The organism is Kitasatospora sp. NPDC059577 (assembly GCF_042735475.1).
GTDB lineage: Bacteria > Actinomycetota > Actinomycetes > Streptomycetales > Streptomycetaceae > Kitasatospora.
On record NZ_JBHWBZ010000040.1, the window covers coordinates 5,072 to 18,914 of the forward strand.

A 13,843-nucleotide genomic window follows, 5' to 3' on the forward strand; every position below is an offset into this window, starting at 1 on the left:
GCGCCCGCGCCCCCCCCCCCCCGCGGGGGGGGGGCGGGGGCGGGCCCCCCCCCGCGCCCCCCCGCCCCCGCGCGGCCCCCCCCCCCCCCCCCGCGGGCCCCCCCCCCCCCCCCCCGTTGCGGTCGGTCGCTACTGTGCGCCGGAGATGGGGGACAGCAGGTCCTCCAGCTCCTCCTCGCGCTCCTGCGCGGCGACGAAGAGCAACTCGTCGCCGCCCTCCAGGGTGTCGTCCTTGCCCGGCACCAGGACCCGGCCCTCGCGGATGATGGTCACCAGCGCGGTGTCCTGCGGCCAGGCCACGTCGCCGACCCGGGTGCCGACCAGCTCGGTGTCGGAGGCCAGGGTCAGCTCGACCAGGTTGGCGTTGCCCTGGCTGAAGCGCATCAGGCGGACCAGGTCGCCGACGCTGACCGCCTCCTCGACCAGGGCGGACATCAGGCGCGGCGTGGACACGGCCACGTCCACGCCCCAGGACTCGTTGAAGAGCCACTCGTTCTTCGGGTTGTTCACCCGGGCGACCACCCGCGGCACCGCGTACTCGGTCTTGGCGAGCAGCGAGACGACCAGGTTGACCTTGTCGTCGCCGGTCGCGGCGATCACCACGTGGCAGCGCTGCAGGGCGGCCTCGTCCAGCGAGGTGATCTCGCAGGCGTCGGCCAGCAGCCACTCCGCCATCGGCACCCGCTCCACCGAGATGGAGTTGGGGTTCTTGTCTATCAGCAGGACCTCGTGGCCGTTCTCCAGCAGCTCGCCCGCGATCGAGCGGCCCACGGCACCGGCCCCGGCAATGGCGACCCGCATCAGTGACCCTCCTCCTTCGGCCCCTGCGCGAACGCGGCCTCGACGGCCGTCAGGTCGGCCCGGCGCAGCATCACGTGCACCAGGTCGCCCTCCTGCACCACCATCTGCGGCGTGGGCAGGACGCCCTCGCCGAGTCGGGTGACGAACGCCACCCGCGCGCCGGAGGCCTCCTCCAGCAGGCTGATCCGGTGGCCGACCCAGCGGGGGTCGTACGCGACCTCGGCCATCTGCACGCCGCCGCTGGGGTCCTGCCACAGCGGCTCGGCGCCGCTCGGCAGCAGCCGGCGCAGCATCTGGTCGGCCGTCCAGCGGACCGTCGCGACGGTCGGGATGCCCAGGCGCTGGTACACCTCGGCCCGGCGGGGGTCGTAGATCCGGGCCGCGACGTTCTCGACGCCGAAGTTCTCCCGGGCCACCCGCGCGGCGATGATGTTGGAGTTGTCGCCGCTGGAGACCGCGGCGAACGCGCCGGCCTCCTCGATGCCCGCCTCGCGCAGGGTGTCCTGGTCGAAGCCGACACCGGTCACGCGGCGCCCGTTGAACCCGGCGCCCAGCCGACGGAACGCGGTCGGGTCCTGGTCGACCACGGCCACCGAGTGGCCCTGTTTCTCCAGTGCTCTGGCGAGGGCTGAACCCACGCGGCCGCAGCCCATGATGACGATGTGCACCGGCGCTACCTCACCCGTCCCGTCAGGGTACTGACCTGCGCAAACACCGTTCATCTCCCTTTCCCGCCCGGTCGTCCGGGGCGAGCGTTCTCGTGGGGCGCCGGTCCCGGCAACACCCGACAATCCGAGTGTTGCCCACCGACTCGTATCCGACACGCTAGCCGGTCCGTAGAACGCAGTCGCGACGAAGGGGGGGACAAACGGCGGAGCCTTGTCCGGGGAGCCCCTACGATTCCTTAACGTGCCTATGCCGAAAGACCTTCCGAAACGCATCCTGATCGGGCGTGCCCTTCGCAGCGACAAGCTCGGGGAAACACTTCTCCCGAAGCGGATCGCGCTGCCCGTCTTCGCCTCGGACGCGCTCTCCTCGGTCGCGTACGCCCCCGAGGAGATCCTGCTCACCCTGTCCATCGCGGGCGCCTCGGCGATCCACTTCTCCTGGCAGATCGGCCTCGTCGTCGCGATCGTGATGCTCGCCGTGGTCGCCTCGTACCGGCAGAACGTGCACGCCTACCCCAGTGGTGGCGGCGACTACGAGGTCGCGACCGTCAACCACGGACCCAACGCGGGTCTGGTGGTGGCGAGTGCCCTGATGGTCGACTACGTCCTCACCGTGGCCGTGTCGACCACCTCGGGCGTCGCCAACGTGGTCTCCGCCGTTCCCGCGCTACGCGGCCACGAGCTGACCCTGTCGGTGATCCTGGTCATCCTGCTGATGGGGATGAACCTGCGCGGTGTGCGCGAATCCGGTACCGCCTTCGCCGTTCCCACCTACGCCTTCATGATCGGCGTGATAGGAATGGTCGGTTACGGCGTGTTCCGGCACTACGTGCTGGGCCAGGACATGCCCGCCGAGAGCTCCGGTTTCCACCTCATGCCGACGCCCGGCAACGAGTCGCTCGCCGGCTTCGCGATGGTCTTCCTGCTGCTGAAGTCCTTCTCCTCCGGCTGTGCCGCGCTCACCGGCGTGGAGGCGATCTCCAACGGCGTGCCGGCCTTCCGCAAGCCCAAGAGCAAGAACGCCGCCACCACGCTGCTGCTGATGGCGAGCATCGCCGTCGTGATGTTCATGGGCATCATCTGGCTGGCCCGGCTGACCGGCGTCCAGATGGCCGAGAACCCGGCCGAGCAGCTCGGCGGCGCCTCGGCCGGCTACCACCAGAAGACCGCGCTGGCCCAGATCAGCGAGGCCGTGTTCAGCAACTTCACGCCCGGCTTCTACTTCGTCGCCGCCGTGACCGGCCTGATCCTGGTGCTGGCCGCCAACACCGCCTTCAACGGCTTCCCGGTGCTCGGCTCGATCCTGGCCCAGGACCGCTACCTGCCCCGCCAGCTGCACACCCGCGGCGACCGGCTGGCCTTCTCCAACGGCATCATCCTGCTGGCGATCGCCGCGATCCTGTTCGTCATCGCCTTCGACGCCGACCCGAACCGGCTGATCCAGCTCTACATCGTCGGCGTCTTCGTGTCCTTCAACATGAGCCAGTCCGGCATGATCCGGCACTGGACCCGGCTGCTGCGCACCGAGACCGACCCGACCAAGCGCCGCCACATGCAGCGCAGCCGGGCGATCAACACCTTCGGCCTGGTGATGACCATGGCCGTGCTGATCGTCGTCCTGGTCACCAAGATCAGCCACGCCTGGATCGCGATCGCGGCGATGGTCGTGCTGTTCGTGATGATGAAGGGCATCCGGCGCCACTACGACCGGGTCTCCGAGGAGCTCATCGCCGCCGAGGAGGCGGACGACGTCGTGCTGCCCACCCGGGTGCACGCCATCGTGCTGGTCTCCAAGCTGCACAAGCCGGCGCTGCGCGCCCTCGCGTACGCCAAGCTGGCCCGGGCCCACACCCTGGAGGCCGTCTCGGTCAACGTGGACCCGGCCGACACGGCGGCGCTGCGGCAGGAGTGGGACGAGCGCGGCATCGAGGTGCCGCTGAAGGTGCTGGACTCGCCGTTCCGCGAGATCACCGGGCCGGTCCTGGACTACGTGAAGAACCTGCGGCGCAGCAGCCCGCGCGACGTCGTCTCGGTCTACATCCCCGAGTACGTGGTCGGCCACTGGTACGAGCACCTGCTGCACAACCAGAGTGCGCTGCGGCTCAAGGGCCGGCTGCTGTTCAAGCCCGGCGTGATGGTCACCTCCGTGCCCTGGCAGCTGGAGTCCTCCGAGCGGCGCAAGCCGCAGAAGGCCTGGTCGGCGCCGGGTGCCGTCCGGCGTGGCGAGCCCCGGGCGCCGAAGGCCGTAAAGTCGAAGGATTCCGTCTCCACCGGTGCGAGCACCGGTGACACCTCCGACCGCAGCAAGGACTCCTCCTCGTGACGCGCAACACTCCGCCCCGCTCCTCGGGCTCCTCCGGCAAGGGCTCCCGCCGGGGCGGCTCCAAGCCCGGGCAGGTCTCCCGGCCGCGCTGGGGCCGGCCGTCCCGTCCGGAGGCCACCGACCGCGACGGCCTGACCGCACGCACCGCGCCGGTCGTCCCGGGGGAGCAGCCGCCGGCCGAGGACCGCAAGCCGGTCCGGGGCGCGGCCGACAAGGGTGCCGGCAAGGGCACGGGCAGCGGGAAGGGCACGGGCGCCGGGAAGGGCACCGGTGCCGCCGGGAAGGGCACCGGCGGCAAGGGCGCCGGGAAGGGCGCTCCTGCCGACGCGGCCTCCGGTGCCCCCGGCGGCACCCGGAAGGCCCCGCGCAAGCAGGCGGTGCGTCCGCCGAAGGCGCTCCGCGGTGTCGCCGCGCGGGCGCCGCGGCCCGAGACGCCGTCCGGCGAGCCGCTGGCCGGACAGCGGTACGAGGTCGAGGTCGGCGCCGTCGCGCACGGCGGCGGGCACTGCGTGGCCCGGCACGAGGGGCGGGTGCTGTTCGTGCGGCACGCGCTGCCCGGCGAGAAGGTCGTCGCGCTGGTGACCGAGGGCACCACCACCTCGCGGTTCCTGCGGGCCGACGCGGTGGAGGTGCTGGAGCCGGCCAAGGACCGGATCGAGGCGCCGTGCCCGTTCGCCGGGCCCGGCAAGTGCGGCGGCTGCGACTGGCAGCACGTCACCCCCGGTGGGCAGCGCAAGCTCAAGGCGGCGGTGCTGACCGAGCAGCTGGCCAAGCTCGCCGGGCTCACCCCGGCCGAGGCGGGCTGGGACGGCAGCGTCGAGCCGGTCGGCGGCAAGCTCCCGGCCGGGCAGGTGCCGGCCTGGCGCACCCGGGTCCAGTACGCGGTGGACGCGGAGACCGGGAAGGTCGGCCTGCGCAAGCACCGCTCGCACGACGTGCAGCCGGTGGACCGCTGCCTGATCGCCGCCGAGGGCGTCACCGAGCTGGGCATCGAGTCCCGCGACTGGCCGGGCGTGGCGAGCGTCGAGGTGATCGCCGCGACCGGTTCCTCGGACCGCCAGGTGGTGCTGACCCCGCGGCCCGGCGCGCAGCTGCCGCTGGTCGAGCTGGACAAGCCGGTCTCCATCGCCCGGATCGACGAGCAGGGCGACGCGCACAAGGTGCACGGGCGGAGCTTCGTCCGGGAACGGGCGGCCGGGCGGACCTGGCGGATCAGCAACGGCGGCTTCTGGCAGATCCACCCGGAGGCGCCGGACACCCTGGTCGACGCCGTGCTGGACGGGCTGGACCCGCACTGGGGCGAGAACGCGCTCGACCTGTACTGCGGTGTCGGCCTGTTCGCGGGCGCGCTGGCCGACCGCGTCGGCGAGGAGGGCGCGGTGCTCGGCATCGAGTCCGCCAAGCAGGCCGTGGTCGACGCCCGGCACAACCTGGCCGCGCTGGACAACGTGCAGATCGAGTGCGACCGGGTCGAGACGCTGCTGCCGCGCACCGGCATCACCGCCACCGACCTGATCGTCCTGGACCCGCCGCGCTCGGGCGCCGGTCGCGAGACCGTCGGGCACCTGGTCGGCCTGGAGGCGCGCCGGATCGCCTACGTGGCCTGCGACCCGGCGGCGCTCGCCCGGGACCTGGGGTTCTTCCGCGAGGGCGGCTACCGGCCGGTGTCGCTGCGGGCGTTCGACCTGTTCCCGATGACGCACCACTTCGAGTGCGTGGCGATCCTGGAGCCGATCGGGGAGTGACCCGGTCCGGCCGGTCGGCCGGTGCGTGCGGCTCGGCTGTCCGGCTTCCCGGCGGCCGGGCCGTTCGGGCCGTTCGGTGTTCGGGCCGTTCGGTGTTCGGTGGAGGAGGCGGTACCCGCTCGGCGGGTGCCGCCTCCCCGTCGTTCGGGGCCGGGCCGGTCAGGGCTCGTTGTGTTCCTCCTCGTCGGCGCTGTGCGGAAGGTGGATGCCGTGCTGGGAGGCGAGCCGGAGGAGCGAGGCGATCCGGCCCTCGTACGCCTGGACGCCGTCGGCGTCCCCTTCGGCCCGTGCCGCCGCGAGGTCCTGCCGGGCCAGGGCGAGCTGCTCGCGCAGCTCCTGGTCGAACATGGCTGTCATTGCCGGCCTCCACACCGGTCGGTGCCGCTCAGTGGAACGCTCAGGGGAGTTCAGAGTCCCGGATGGTGAAGGACTCTTCAAGTCTCGCTCGTTCCGGCGGGGGTGGGGCGGCGGTGGACGGGTATGGGAGGTGGGCGGCCCGGAGCGGGGCGGGCGGCGGCTCCGGCGGGCCCCGGCCGGCTCGGTTGGCTCGGTCGGCGGGCGCGGCTGACGTCCCGGGGACGGTTCCGGTGACGGGTTCGGGGACGGTTTCGGTGACGGGGAGGTTGCGTGGGGGCGTGCGGCAGGTGTGCGGGCGGGGTGCATGCGCCCTTGTTGTGCTAGCACTTCAGCGCTAGCTTGAAGGACATGGCCAAGAAGCAGCTGAACGTCCGCGTGGACGCCACGACCGCGGAGATAGCCCGGGAACGGGCCGAGCAGCAGGGGATCAGCATGAACCAGTACATCGAGCGCCTGGTCCAGCAGGACATGGGCGAGTCCGGGCGGGCCTTCGTCGACGCGGCCGCGCAGTTCATGAAGGAGTACGAGACGGCGTTCCTCGCCGAGTTCGGGGAGCCGGGCGACCTCCAGGACGTGCGCCGTTGAACCTGGAGGTGGACCTCTCGTGGCTGCTCATGACCGCCGAGCAGTACACGCCCGGTGACCCGCAGGTTACCGACTACGGCTCGCTGCTCGCGGCCGTCACCCGGCACCAGGCCGAGATATTCGACATCTCCGTCTACCCCGAACCGCAGGACCGCGCCGCCGCACTGATGCACCAGCTGATCCGGGTGCCGGCCCTGGAGAAGACCAACGAACTGTTCGCGACCGCCGTCGCGTACGCGTACCTCGTCGCCAGCGGCTGCACCGTCGCCACCACCGCCCGCGAGGTGCGCAGCCTCTCCCGGGCCATCCGCGAGGGGCGGCTCGGGGTGTCCGGCGTCGCCGAGCGGCTGGCGGCGTGGGTGGTGGACGAGGCCGAGGGGGAGGGCGTCAGCGGCGGGGACGACGAGGACGAGGACGACGAGTGACCGTCGGTTCCGTCCTCCCGGTCCTCCCGGTCCTTCCCGTACTCCCGGCCCCTGGCGTCGGAGCGCGCCGGACGCGCTCCGGCGCGCTCGACGGGCCCTACGCCTCCGGGGCGGCGGGCTCCGCTATCAGGGCCGTCGCGAACGGGCGGAAGCCCGCCCGGCGGTAGATCCGGGCGACGTCCTCGTCGGCGGCGGACAGGAACACCGTCCGTACGCCGCCCGCCCGGGCGTGTGCGACCAGCGCCGCCGTGACCGCGAGGCCCAGGCCGCGCCGGCGGGCGGAGGGCAGGGTGCCCACCCCGACCACCTCGCCGACCGGGCCCACCGGGTTGTACTGGCCCGCGCACAGGGCGTCGCCGCCGTCCAGTGCGGCGGCCAGCACGGTGGTGCCGTCGGTGATCCGCCGCGCGATCCGCGCCACCCCGCCGTCGGCCGTCAAGGTCGCCGCGCTCGCGGCCAGCTCGGTCGCTCCGGCCGGGCCGACGGCGGTGCCGGGTGCGCCGAAGGCCACGTGCGGGACGGCCGCCGCCGCCGCCAGCTCGGACGCGTCCGCGCCCAGCACCCGGACCTCGACGCGCTCCGGCAGTTCGGGCGCGGGCGCGGGTTCGTCCTGCGGGCCCAGCACCAGCAGCGGGTGCTCGTGCACGGTCAGGCCCGCTGCCTCGACCGCCGCGCGCAGCTCGGGGTTCTGCTCGGCCACCCACTCGAAGGCCTCCGGCGCACCCAGCTCGCGCTGCCGGTCCAGCACGCGGCGGACATCGTCGGCGGTGGCGGCCGGACCGGCGTGGCCGGGCGTCGGGCGCGCGTAGTAGTGCCAGCCGGTCTCGCCCTCGCGGACGAACAGGGTCAGGGGGCCGAAGTCCTCGGCGCGGGCGGCGCTGCGCGGTGCGGCGTCGTAGTAGCGCTCGATCTCGTCGAGCAGCGGGCGGTCAGGTGCATGATCGGCAGGAGTCACGGCGTGCATCCAAGCAGGGGGGCGGTCGGTCTGCCACCGATTTGCGCGCCGGTCCGGCCGGTCGGGCGCCGGTCCGGCCGGCCGGTGGTGGCCGCCGGGGTCGGGAGCCCGCGCTCCGGGCGCGGATTGTTGCCGAACGCTTACCGGTCCGCTGCGATCTTGTGCGGCCACAGAGTGCATGCTGATGCTTTTGCAGCTCTGCCGAGGGGGACGGCGGACGTCTGCACTCGGCGAGGCAAGGGGGAAGACAGGCCCATGAGGCTCTGCTTTCTGGTGGAGGAACACTACCGGCACGACGGCATGCCGCTCGACGTGGCGCGGCAGCTCACCGCGTGGGGGCACCGCGTGGACGTGCTGCGCCCCGGGGACTCGCTGCTGGCGATCTCCGAGGAGGTCCGGGCCGGCAGCCACGACGCGTGGGTGCTCAAGACCGTCTCCGGCGGACCCGGGCTGACCCTGCTGGAGGCGGCCGCCGCCGTCGGACTCACCACGGTGAACGACGTGCGCTCGATCCGCGGCGTCCGGGACAAGGCGCTCGCCGCGGTGATCGGCCGCACCCGCGGGCTGCCCGTCCCGGTGACGTACGCGGCCGCCCGGTGGGAGCGGCTGGCGGAGATCCCGGCCGCCGAGTACCCGTTGGTGGTCAAGCCCGCCGACGGCAGCTCCGGGCGCGCCGTCCGGCTGGTGCGCAGCCCGGACCACCTGATGGAGGTCGGGCCCGAGCTGGCCGGGGAGGGGCTGCTGATCGCGCAGCCGTACGTGCCGAACTCCGGTACCGACCTCAAGGTGTACTGCGTCGACGGCGAGCTCTTCGCGACGGAACGTTCCTCCCCGCTGCACCCCGGGCAGGGCGTGCGGGAGCGGCAGGTGCCGCTGCCGGGGAGCGTCGCACGGATCGTGGCGCAGGTCGGCGAGGTGTTCGGGCTCGACCTGTTCGGGGTCGACGTGCTGCTCGGGCCGGACGGGCCGGTGGTGGTCGACATCAACGACTTCCCGAGCTTCCGGCAGGTGCCGGACGCGGTGGCGCGGGTCGCCCGGGCTGTCCTGCGGCTCGCGCGCAGCGGAACGGCCGTCTCGGTGCCCGGCGAGCCCGCCGCGCTGGTGTCCGCGGGTGGGGCGGCGTACGGACAGCTGGGCTTCGGTGACGGGGAGTTGCTGTGAGGGTAGGGCTGATCGCCGGCGACCCGGGACACCCGGTGCTGGCGGCGACCGCCGCGCTGCTGGTGGAGCGCGGGCACGAGGTGCGGGCCGTTGCGCCCACCGGGCCGGCGGGCGCGCTCGCGGACGTCTACCTGCTCAAGGCCCGTACGCCCGGAGCGCTGGCGCTGGCCCGCGACCTGGAGGGCCGCGGCGTGCCGGTGGTCAACTCGGCGGCGGCGACCGAGCTCTGCCAGGACCGGGTGCGGATGGCCGACCTCGCGCGCTCCGCCGGGCTGCCGTTCGCGGCGACGGTCGACGCCGGGCTGCTGGGCGAACTCACCGCCCCCGGCGATCCGTTCGTCGTCAAGAGCCGGCACAGCAGACGGCACGACCTGGTCGCGCGGGTCGACGGGCCGGCCCGGCTGCGCGAACTCGCCGAACACTGGGCCGAGGAGCCCGTCGTCACCCAGCCGTTCGTCCCCGGGACCGGCTGGGACCAGAAGCTGTGGGTGATCGACGGGCAGGTGTTCGCCGCCCGGCGGCGGTCCGAACTCGCCAGCGGGCCGGGGGAGCCGGGGCGGTCGGCGGACTGGGAGCCGTCCGCCGAGCGGGCCGGGCTCGCGCTGCGCGTCGGTGAGGTGTTCGGACTCGACGTGTACGGGGTCGACCTGCTGGACGGGCCGGCCGAGCCCGTCATCGTGGACGTCAACGCCTTCCCCGGGGTCCGCGGGCGGCCCGGCGCGCCCGAGGCGCTTGCCGCGCTCGCGCTGCGGGTCGCGGCGGCGCGGGGTGACGCGGAGCAGGGTACGGCGGACCGGGTGGCGGTGGGCCCGGTCGCGGTGGAGTAGCGGCGGCGGCCGTCGGGGCGGCGCGTCGGCCCGGCCCGGCCCGGGGCGGTGGGTCGGGCGGGGTGCGGGTCGGTCGGCGGGGCGGGGCGGGTCGGGTCGGTCGGCGCGGCCGGGCGGGGCGGGTCGTTAGGCTGACAGGCGCCCCGACCGGCCGGGGCGTACGGCGAGAGAAGACGGAACGTTGCTGCAGGACATCGAGCGCTACCTGGCCTGCCCCCTCTGCGCGCAGGCCCTCACCCGGCACGACCGCAGCCTGCGCTGCCCCGCCGGGCACAGCTTCGACCTCGCCAAGCAGGGCTACGTCAGCCTCCTCGCCGGCGACGCCCACACCGGCACCGGAGACACCGCCGAGATGGTCGCGGCCCGCGCGGACTTCCTCGCCGCCGGGCACTACCGGCCCATCGCGGACGCCCTCGCCGGAGCCGCCGCCGAAGCCGCCGCCGAGGCGCCCGCCGACAAGCCGGACGGACTGGTCGCCGACCTCGGCGCCGGCACCGGGCACTACCTGGCCCACGTCCTCGACGCCCTGCCCGACCGGGTCGGCGCCGCCCTGGACATCTCCAAGTACGCGCTGCGGCGCGCCGCCAAGGCGCACCCGCGGATCGGGGCCGTCGTCTGCGACGCCTGGCGTCCGCTGCCGCTGCGCGACGCCTCCGCCGAGCTGATGCTCAACGTCTTCGCCCCGCGCAACGGGCCCGAGATCCGCCGGGTGCTGCGCCCCGGTGGCACCCTGCTGCTGGTCTCCCCCACCGCCCGGCACCTGCGCGAACTGGTGGACGCGCTGGGGCTGCTGTCGGTGGACGAGGAGAAGCAGCGGCGGATCGACGAGAAGCTCGGGCCGTACCTGACGCCGGCCGGGCGGCGGGAGGTCGAGTTCACCCTGCGGCTCGGTGCCCAGGACGTGCGGACCGTCGTCGGCATGGGGCCCAGCGCCTGGCACACCGACCCGGAGCGGCTCGGCGCCGCGCTCGCGGGGCTGCCGGACCCGGTCGAGGTGACCGCCTCGGTGACGGTGGCCGCGTACCGACGCTGAGCGCGCGGGGTGACCCGGGGCACTTGGGGTGCGCGCGGGTGTTCCGGGGTACTCGGGGGTGCCCCGGGGTACTCGGGGGGTGCTCCGGGCGCGGGTGGAGGGCCGGTCAGCGGGTCGGGGTGGGGCGCCACGTTGGGATGAATCTGCCGTGCAGGCACGTTTCTGCCGATCGGTCGGAGGCTAACGTCCGACGGGTGAACCGCGACGCCACCAGGCCCGCAGGGCCGGCCCCCCTCCGACCGGGCGCCCCGGAGCCCGACCGGTCGCCCGTGCCACGCCCCACCGTCGAGGAGCTCCGGCTCACCTCGTTCAAGTCCTACCGGCGCGCGGTCCTGCCGCTCGCGCCCCTCACGGTGCTGCACGGGCCCGCCGGGGTCGGCAAGTCCAACGCCCTCGACGCGCTGGCGGTGCTGTCCCGGCTCGCGCTCGGCGAGGAGATCACCGACTCGCTGGACGGGCTGCCCGACCGCGCCGGTCCGCTCGCCCAGCCCGTCCGGGGCGGCCTCGACGGCTGCGTCCCGCACGGCCGGGACGCGATCATCCTCGGCTGCACCGTCCGCTCCCCGCACGGCCGGATCCGGCTCGACGTGGTGATCCGCACCGACGGCCCGGTCCGGATCGCCCGGGAATCGCTCACCCTCGACGGCCGGACCCTGGTGGACACCGGCGAGCAGGACCTCCGCAGCCGGCGGGTCAACGTCTGCTGGCACAACGACACCCGGCAGGGCGACATCCGGGCGCCCTTCCCCAGCGGCACCATGATCACCGCGCAGCTGCCGCTGCGGGTCGCCGGCTCGTCGGCCGGCGAGTGCCTGGTCCTGGCCGCCGCCGAGGACCTGCTCACCGCCCTGCGCGAGGTCTTCCCGCTGCACCCCGTCCCCGCCCTGATGCGCGGCTGGGCCCCGGCCGACCCGCAGGCCCGGCTGCGCGGCAACGCCGCCAACATCTCCGCCGTCATCGCCCGTCTGGGCAACGAGTGCCCGCGCCGGTACGGGCAGCTCCTGCGGGTCGTCCAGTCCGCGGCGCCGTACCCGCTGCTCGGGCTCACGGTGGCCGAGCGCGGGAGCGACGCGGTCACGCGGCGCGTCCTGGCCGTCTTCGACGAGGGCGTCCTCGGGCGCACCGGGGCCGACCAGGCCTCCGACGGGATGCTGCGTCACCTCGCCTTCGCCGCGGTGCTGCTGACCGGGGCCGGGGTGCTCGACCTCGACGTGGCCGCCGAGGTGCCGTGGGCGCACCGACAGCTCATCGTGCTGGCCGAGGACCTGGGGGCCGGGCTCTCCACCGAGCAGACCGCCTCGCTGCTGCGGCTGGCCCGGGAGATGGCGGAGCGCAGCCAGCTGCGGGTGGTGGCGGCGCTGCAGGAGCCGGCGGCGGTGCGGGAGGTGCTGGGCGGCGCGGGCGACGGGCGGTCGGCCGAGGGGTGGCCGGGCGGGGAGCGGCCGGGTGAAGGGCCGTCAGGAGCGGGGCCGTCGGGCGGTGAGCGGCCGGGCGAGGGGCCGTCGGGCGGCCCGAGGCCGGCTGGGGTGGTGGTGGTCGAGTGTCGGCGCGACCCGGATTCGGGGTTCACGGTGCTGCGGCCGGAGACGGCCAGGGTGCCGGCCCAGGGCGGGCGGGGGGAGGGCGCCGACGGGACCGCGGAGGCGGAGCGGCCGGGGGCGGAGGCGTCGGTGACGGAGGGGGCCGGGCCCGCGTCGGACGGCGATGGGGTAGACCTGGAGGGGTGAGCGAACGAGTGACGGGACCGGGGGAGCCGACCCTGGAGGCCCTGCAGCAGCGACTGGTGGACTTCGCGGCGGCCCGGCGGTGGGAGCCCTTCCACACGCCGAAGAACCTGGCGGCGGCGCTGAGCGTGGAGGCCGGGGAACTGCTGGAGATCTTCCAGTGGCTGACGCCCGAACAAGCGGCCGAGGTGATGTCCGAGCCGGAGCGCGCGCACCGGGTGCGGGACGAGGTGGCCGACGTGCTGGCGTACCTGCTGCAGTTCTGCACGGCGGTCGGGGTGGACCCGCTGGAGGCGCTCGCGGCCAAGATCGAGCGGAACGAGCAGCGCTTCCCGGTGCCGGACGGATCGCTCGACGTCAACCCGGACGTGGACGACCAACCCTTGTGAGGGATGGAAGTTATCCACAACCCCGGGGTTTTCCACAGCTCCTGACAAGCCGGATGCGGGTACCCGCGCCTTCTCGCACGCTGTCGCCGTGACCACCCGGCCGCCCCTCCCGGCGGCCGGGGGCGACGGCGACAGCGAGCGAGAGGAGCGGTGGCCATGGAGGCGCTGCGACTGATCAGGACGGCCCGGCACGCCCTGGCCGAGGCCAGGCACGTACCCGATGTGCTGGCCGAGGCGCGGCAGGCCGCGCTGCTCACCGAGGCGATGGGCGCCCGGTTGGCGGAGTCCGAGGACGAGGAGTTCACCGGGCTGGGCCAGCAGCTCTCCGAGGCCGGGGCGCACGCGGCGGTCTGCCTGGACCGCTCCCTCGCCCGGGCCGCCCTGGTCGGCGGCGGCCGGGCCGCGCGCCTCACCGGACTCGGGGAGCTGGCGCCGGCTCTGGGGGCGCTGGACGGGTTGCTGCAGGAGGTCGGGGAGACGCTCGTGATGCTGGCCTGCGGTGCCGACACCGAGAGCCTCTACTGGACGTGCATCGACGGCGTCGACGCGGTGTCGGAGTGCAAGGACCTGGCCGGGCGGCTGTGGGACGCGGCGGGCCGGGCCGGGGGAGCGGGGAGCACGGCGCCGGTGTCGGGCGGCGCGGAGACCGAACGGGCGGACTGCGGTTCGCCGTTACTCGTCCGGCTCGACCCACCGGGCGGCGAAGGGGCGGCGGGCGGCGGCCGTCCGCCGGGCGAAGCCGGCCCGCCGGAATCCACCGGACTGCCGGATGCCGTCGGCCCGCCGGACGTGGGGGGCCCCCCCCGGGGGGGGGGGGCCGCCGCGGGGGCGCCCGCGGCCCCCAAAACCG

Annotated in this window: 14 protein-coding genes; 10 read left to right on the forward strand and 4 right to left on the reverse strand. The window is 74.6% G+C overall.

What is annotated here, in order from left to right:
- Nucleotides 1–129: 129 nt before the first annotated feature.
- Together ACFV0O_RS26565 and ACFV0O_RS26570 are read right to left on the reverse strand one after the other, a co-directional pair.
- Nucleotides 130–801 carry a TrkA family potassium uptake protein gene (locus ACFV0O_RS26565; protein WP_360265451.1) on the reverse strand — a complete coding sequence of 224 codons (672 nt, stop codon included), beginning with the start codon at nucleotides 799–801 and terminating at the stop codon, nucleotides 130–132.
- On the reverse strand, nucleotides 801–1,469 hold the full coding sequence (locus ACFV0O_RS26570) for a TrkA family potassium uptake protein (protein WP_360265448.1): 669 nt from the start codon (nucleotides 1,467–1,469) through the stop codon (nucleotides 801–803). The genes ACFV0O_RS26565 and ACFV0O_RS26570 overlap by 1 nt, the downstream gene beginning before the upstream one ends.
- Before the next feature lie 247 nt (nucleotides 1,470–1,716).
- Here ACFV0O_RS26570 and ACFV0O_RS26575 point away from each other — a divergent pair, with 247 nt between their 5' ends.
- Both ACFV0O_RS26575 and ACFV0O_RS26580 read left to right on the forward strand, forming a co-directional pair.
- Nucleotides 1,717–3,792 carry an APC family permease gene (locus ACFV0O_RS26575; RefSeq protein WP_380346038.1) on the forward strand — a complete coding sequence of 692 codons (2,076 nt, stop codon included), beginning with the start codon at nucleotides 1,717–1,719 and terminating at the stop codon, nucleotides 3,790–3,792.
- A 449-nt stretch (nucleotides 3,793–4,241) separates the two neighbouring features.
- Nucleotides 4,242–5,537, forward strand: coding sequence for a class I SAM-dependent RNA methyltransferase (locus ACFV0O_RS26580; RefSeq protein ID WP_380346040.1), 1,296 nt, complete (start codon nucleotides 4,242–4,244; stop codon nucleotides 5,535–5,537).
- A 159-nt stretch (nucleotides 5,538–5,696) separates the two neighbouring features.
- Here ACFV0O_RS26580 and ACFV0O_RS26585 read toward each other — a convergent pair whose 3' ends face one another.
- The gene (locus ACFV0O_RS26585; protein ID WP_360265445.1) at nucleotides 5,697–5,894 is read right to left on the reverse strand and encodes a hypothetical protein; all 198 of its coding nucleotides are present in this window, start codon (nucleotides 5,892–5,894) and stop codon (nucleotides 5,697–5,699) included.
- Nucleotides 5,895–6,242: 348 nt separating this feature from the next.
- On the opposite strand from ACFV0O_RS26585, the gene ACFV0O_RS26590 reads away from it, so the two are divergent.
- Together ACFV0O_RS26590 and ACFV0O_RS26595 are read left to right on the forward strand one after the other, a co-directional pair.
- On the forward strand, nucleotides 6,243–6,479 hold the full coding sequence (locus ACFV0O_RS26590; protein ID WP_360265442.1) for a toxin-antitoxin system HicB family antitoxin: 237 nt from the start codon (nucleotides 6,243–6,245) through the stop codon (nucleotides 6,477–6,479).
- Nucleotides 6,476–6,904 carry a fic family toxin-antitoxin system, toxin component gene (locus tag ACFV0O_RS26595; protein ID WP_360265439.1) on the forward strand — a complete coding sequence of 143 codons (429 nt, stop codon included), beginning with the start codon at nucleotides 6,476–6,478 and terminating at the stop codon, nucleotides 6,902–6,904. Before ACFV0O_RS26590 ends, ACFV0O_RS26595 begins: the two co-directional genes overlap by 4 nt.
- 97 nt (nucleotides 6,905–7,001) lie before the next feature.
- Here the strand turns inward: ACFV0O_RS26595 and ACFV0O_RS26600 are convergent, their stop codons facing one another.
- The gene (locus tag ACFV0O_RS26600) at nucleotides 7,002–7,859 is read right to left on the reverse strand and encodes a GNAT family N-acetyltransferase (RefSeq protein WP_380345957.1); all 858 of its coding nucleotides are present in this window, start codon (nucleotides 7,857–7,859) and stop codon (nucleotides 7,002–7,004) included.
- A gap of 255 nt (nucleotides 7,860–8,114) precedes the next feature.
- Here ACFV0O_RS26600 and ACFV0O_RS26605 point away from each other — a divergent pair, with 255 nt between their 5' ends.
- From ACFV0O_RS26605 to ACFV0O_RS26630, 6 genes are all read left to right on the forward strand, one after another.
- Nucleotides 8,115–9,020 (forward strand): RimK family alpha-L-glutamate ligase, encoded by a 906-nt coding sequence (locus ACFV0O_RS26605; protein ID WP_380345959.1) that lies wholly within the window; start codon nucleotides 8,115–8,117, stop codon nucleotides 9,018–9,020.
- Nucleotides 9,017–9,847 (forward strand): RimK family alpha-L-glutamate ligase, encoded by an 831-nt coding sequence (locus ACFV0O_RS26610; protein ID WP_380345961.1) that lies wholly within the window; start codon nucleotides 9,017–9,019, stop codon nucleotides 9,845–9,847. Before ACFV0O_RS26605 ends, ACFV0O_RS26610 begins: the two co-directional genes overlap by 4 nt.
- 181 nt (nucleotides 9,848–10,028) lie before the next feature.
- On the forward strand, nucleotides 10,029–10,880 hold the full coding sequence (locus tag ACFV0O_RS26615) for a putative RNA methyltransferase (protein WP_380345963.1): 852 nt from the start codon (nucleotides 10,029–10,031) through the stop codon (nucleotides 10,878–10,880).
- A gap of 269 nt (nucleotides 10,881–11,149) precedes the next feature.
- Complete coding sequence (locus tag ACFV0O_RS26620; protein ID WP_380345964.1) at nucleotides 11,150–12,607, forward strand: AAA family ATPase; 1,458 nt, start codon at nucleotides 11,150–11,152, stop codon at nucleotides 12,605–12,607.
- Nucleotides 12,604–12,993, forward strand: a complete 390-nt coding sequence (locus ACFV0O_RS26625) for a nucleotide pyrophosphohydrolase (protein WP_380345966.1) — start codon at nucleotides 12,604–12,606, stop codon at nucleotides 12,991–12,993. The genes ACFV0O_RS26620 and ACFV0O_RS26625 overlap by 4 nt, the downstream gene beginning before the upstream one ends.
- Before the next feature lie 156 nt (nucleotides 12,994–13,149).
- Nucleotides 13,150–13,843: DUF6099 family protein (locus ACFV0O_RS26630; protein WP_380345968.1), on the forward strand; the 694-nt coding region annotated here is incomplete at its 3' end.

Coding starts and splice junctions, on each gene's coding strand:
- ACFV0O_RS26565 (WP_360265451.1), bottom strand. CDS start 801: ATGCGGGTCGCCATTGCCGGGGCCGGTGCCGTGGGCCGCTCGATCGCG.
- ACFV0O_RS26575 (WP_380346038.1), top strand. CDS start 1,717: ATGCCGAAAGACCTTCCGAAACGCATCCTGATCGGGCGTGCCCTTCGC.
- ACFV0O_RS26585 (WP_360265445.1), bottom strand. CDS start 5,894: ATGACAGCCATGTTCGACCAGGAGCTGCGCGAGCAGCTCGCCCTGGCC.
- ACFV0O_RS26590 (WP_360265442.1), top strand. CDS start 6,243: ATGGCCAAGAAGCAGCTGAACGTCCGCGTGGACGCCACGACCGCGGAG.
- ACFV0O_RS26605 (WP_380345959.1), top strand. CDS start 8,115: ATGAGGCTCTGCTTTCTGGTGGAGGAACACTACCGGCACGACGGCATG.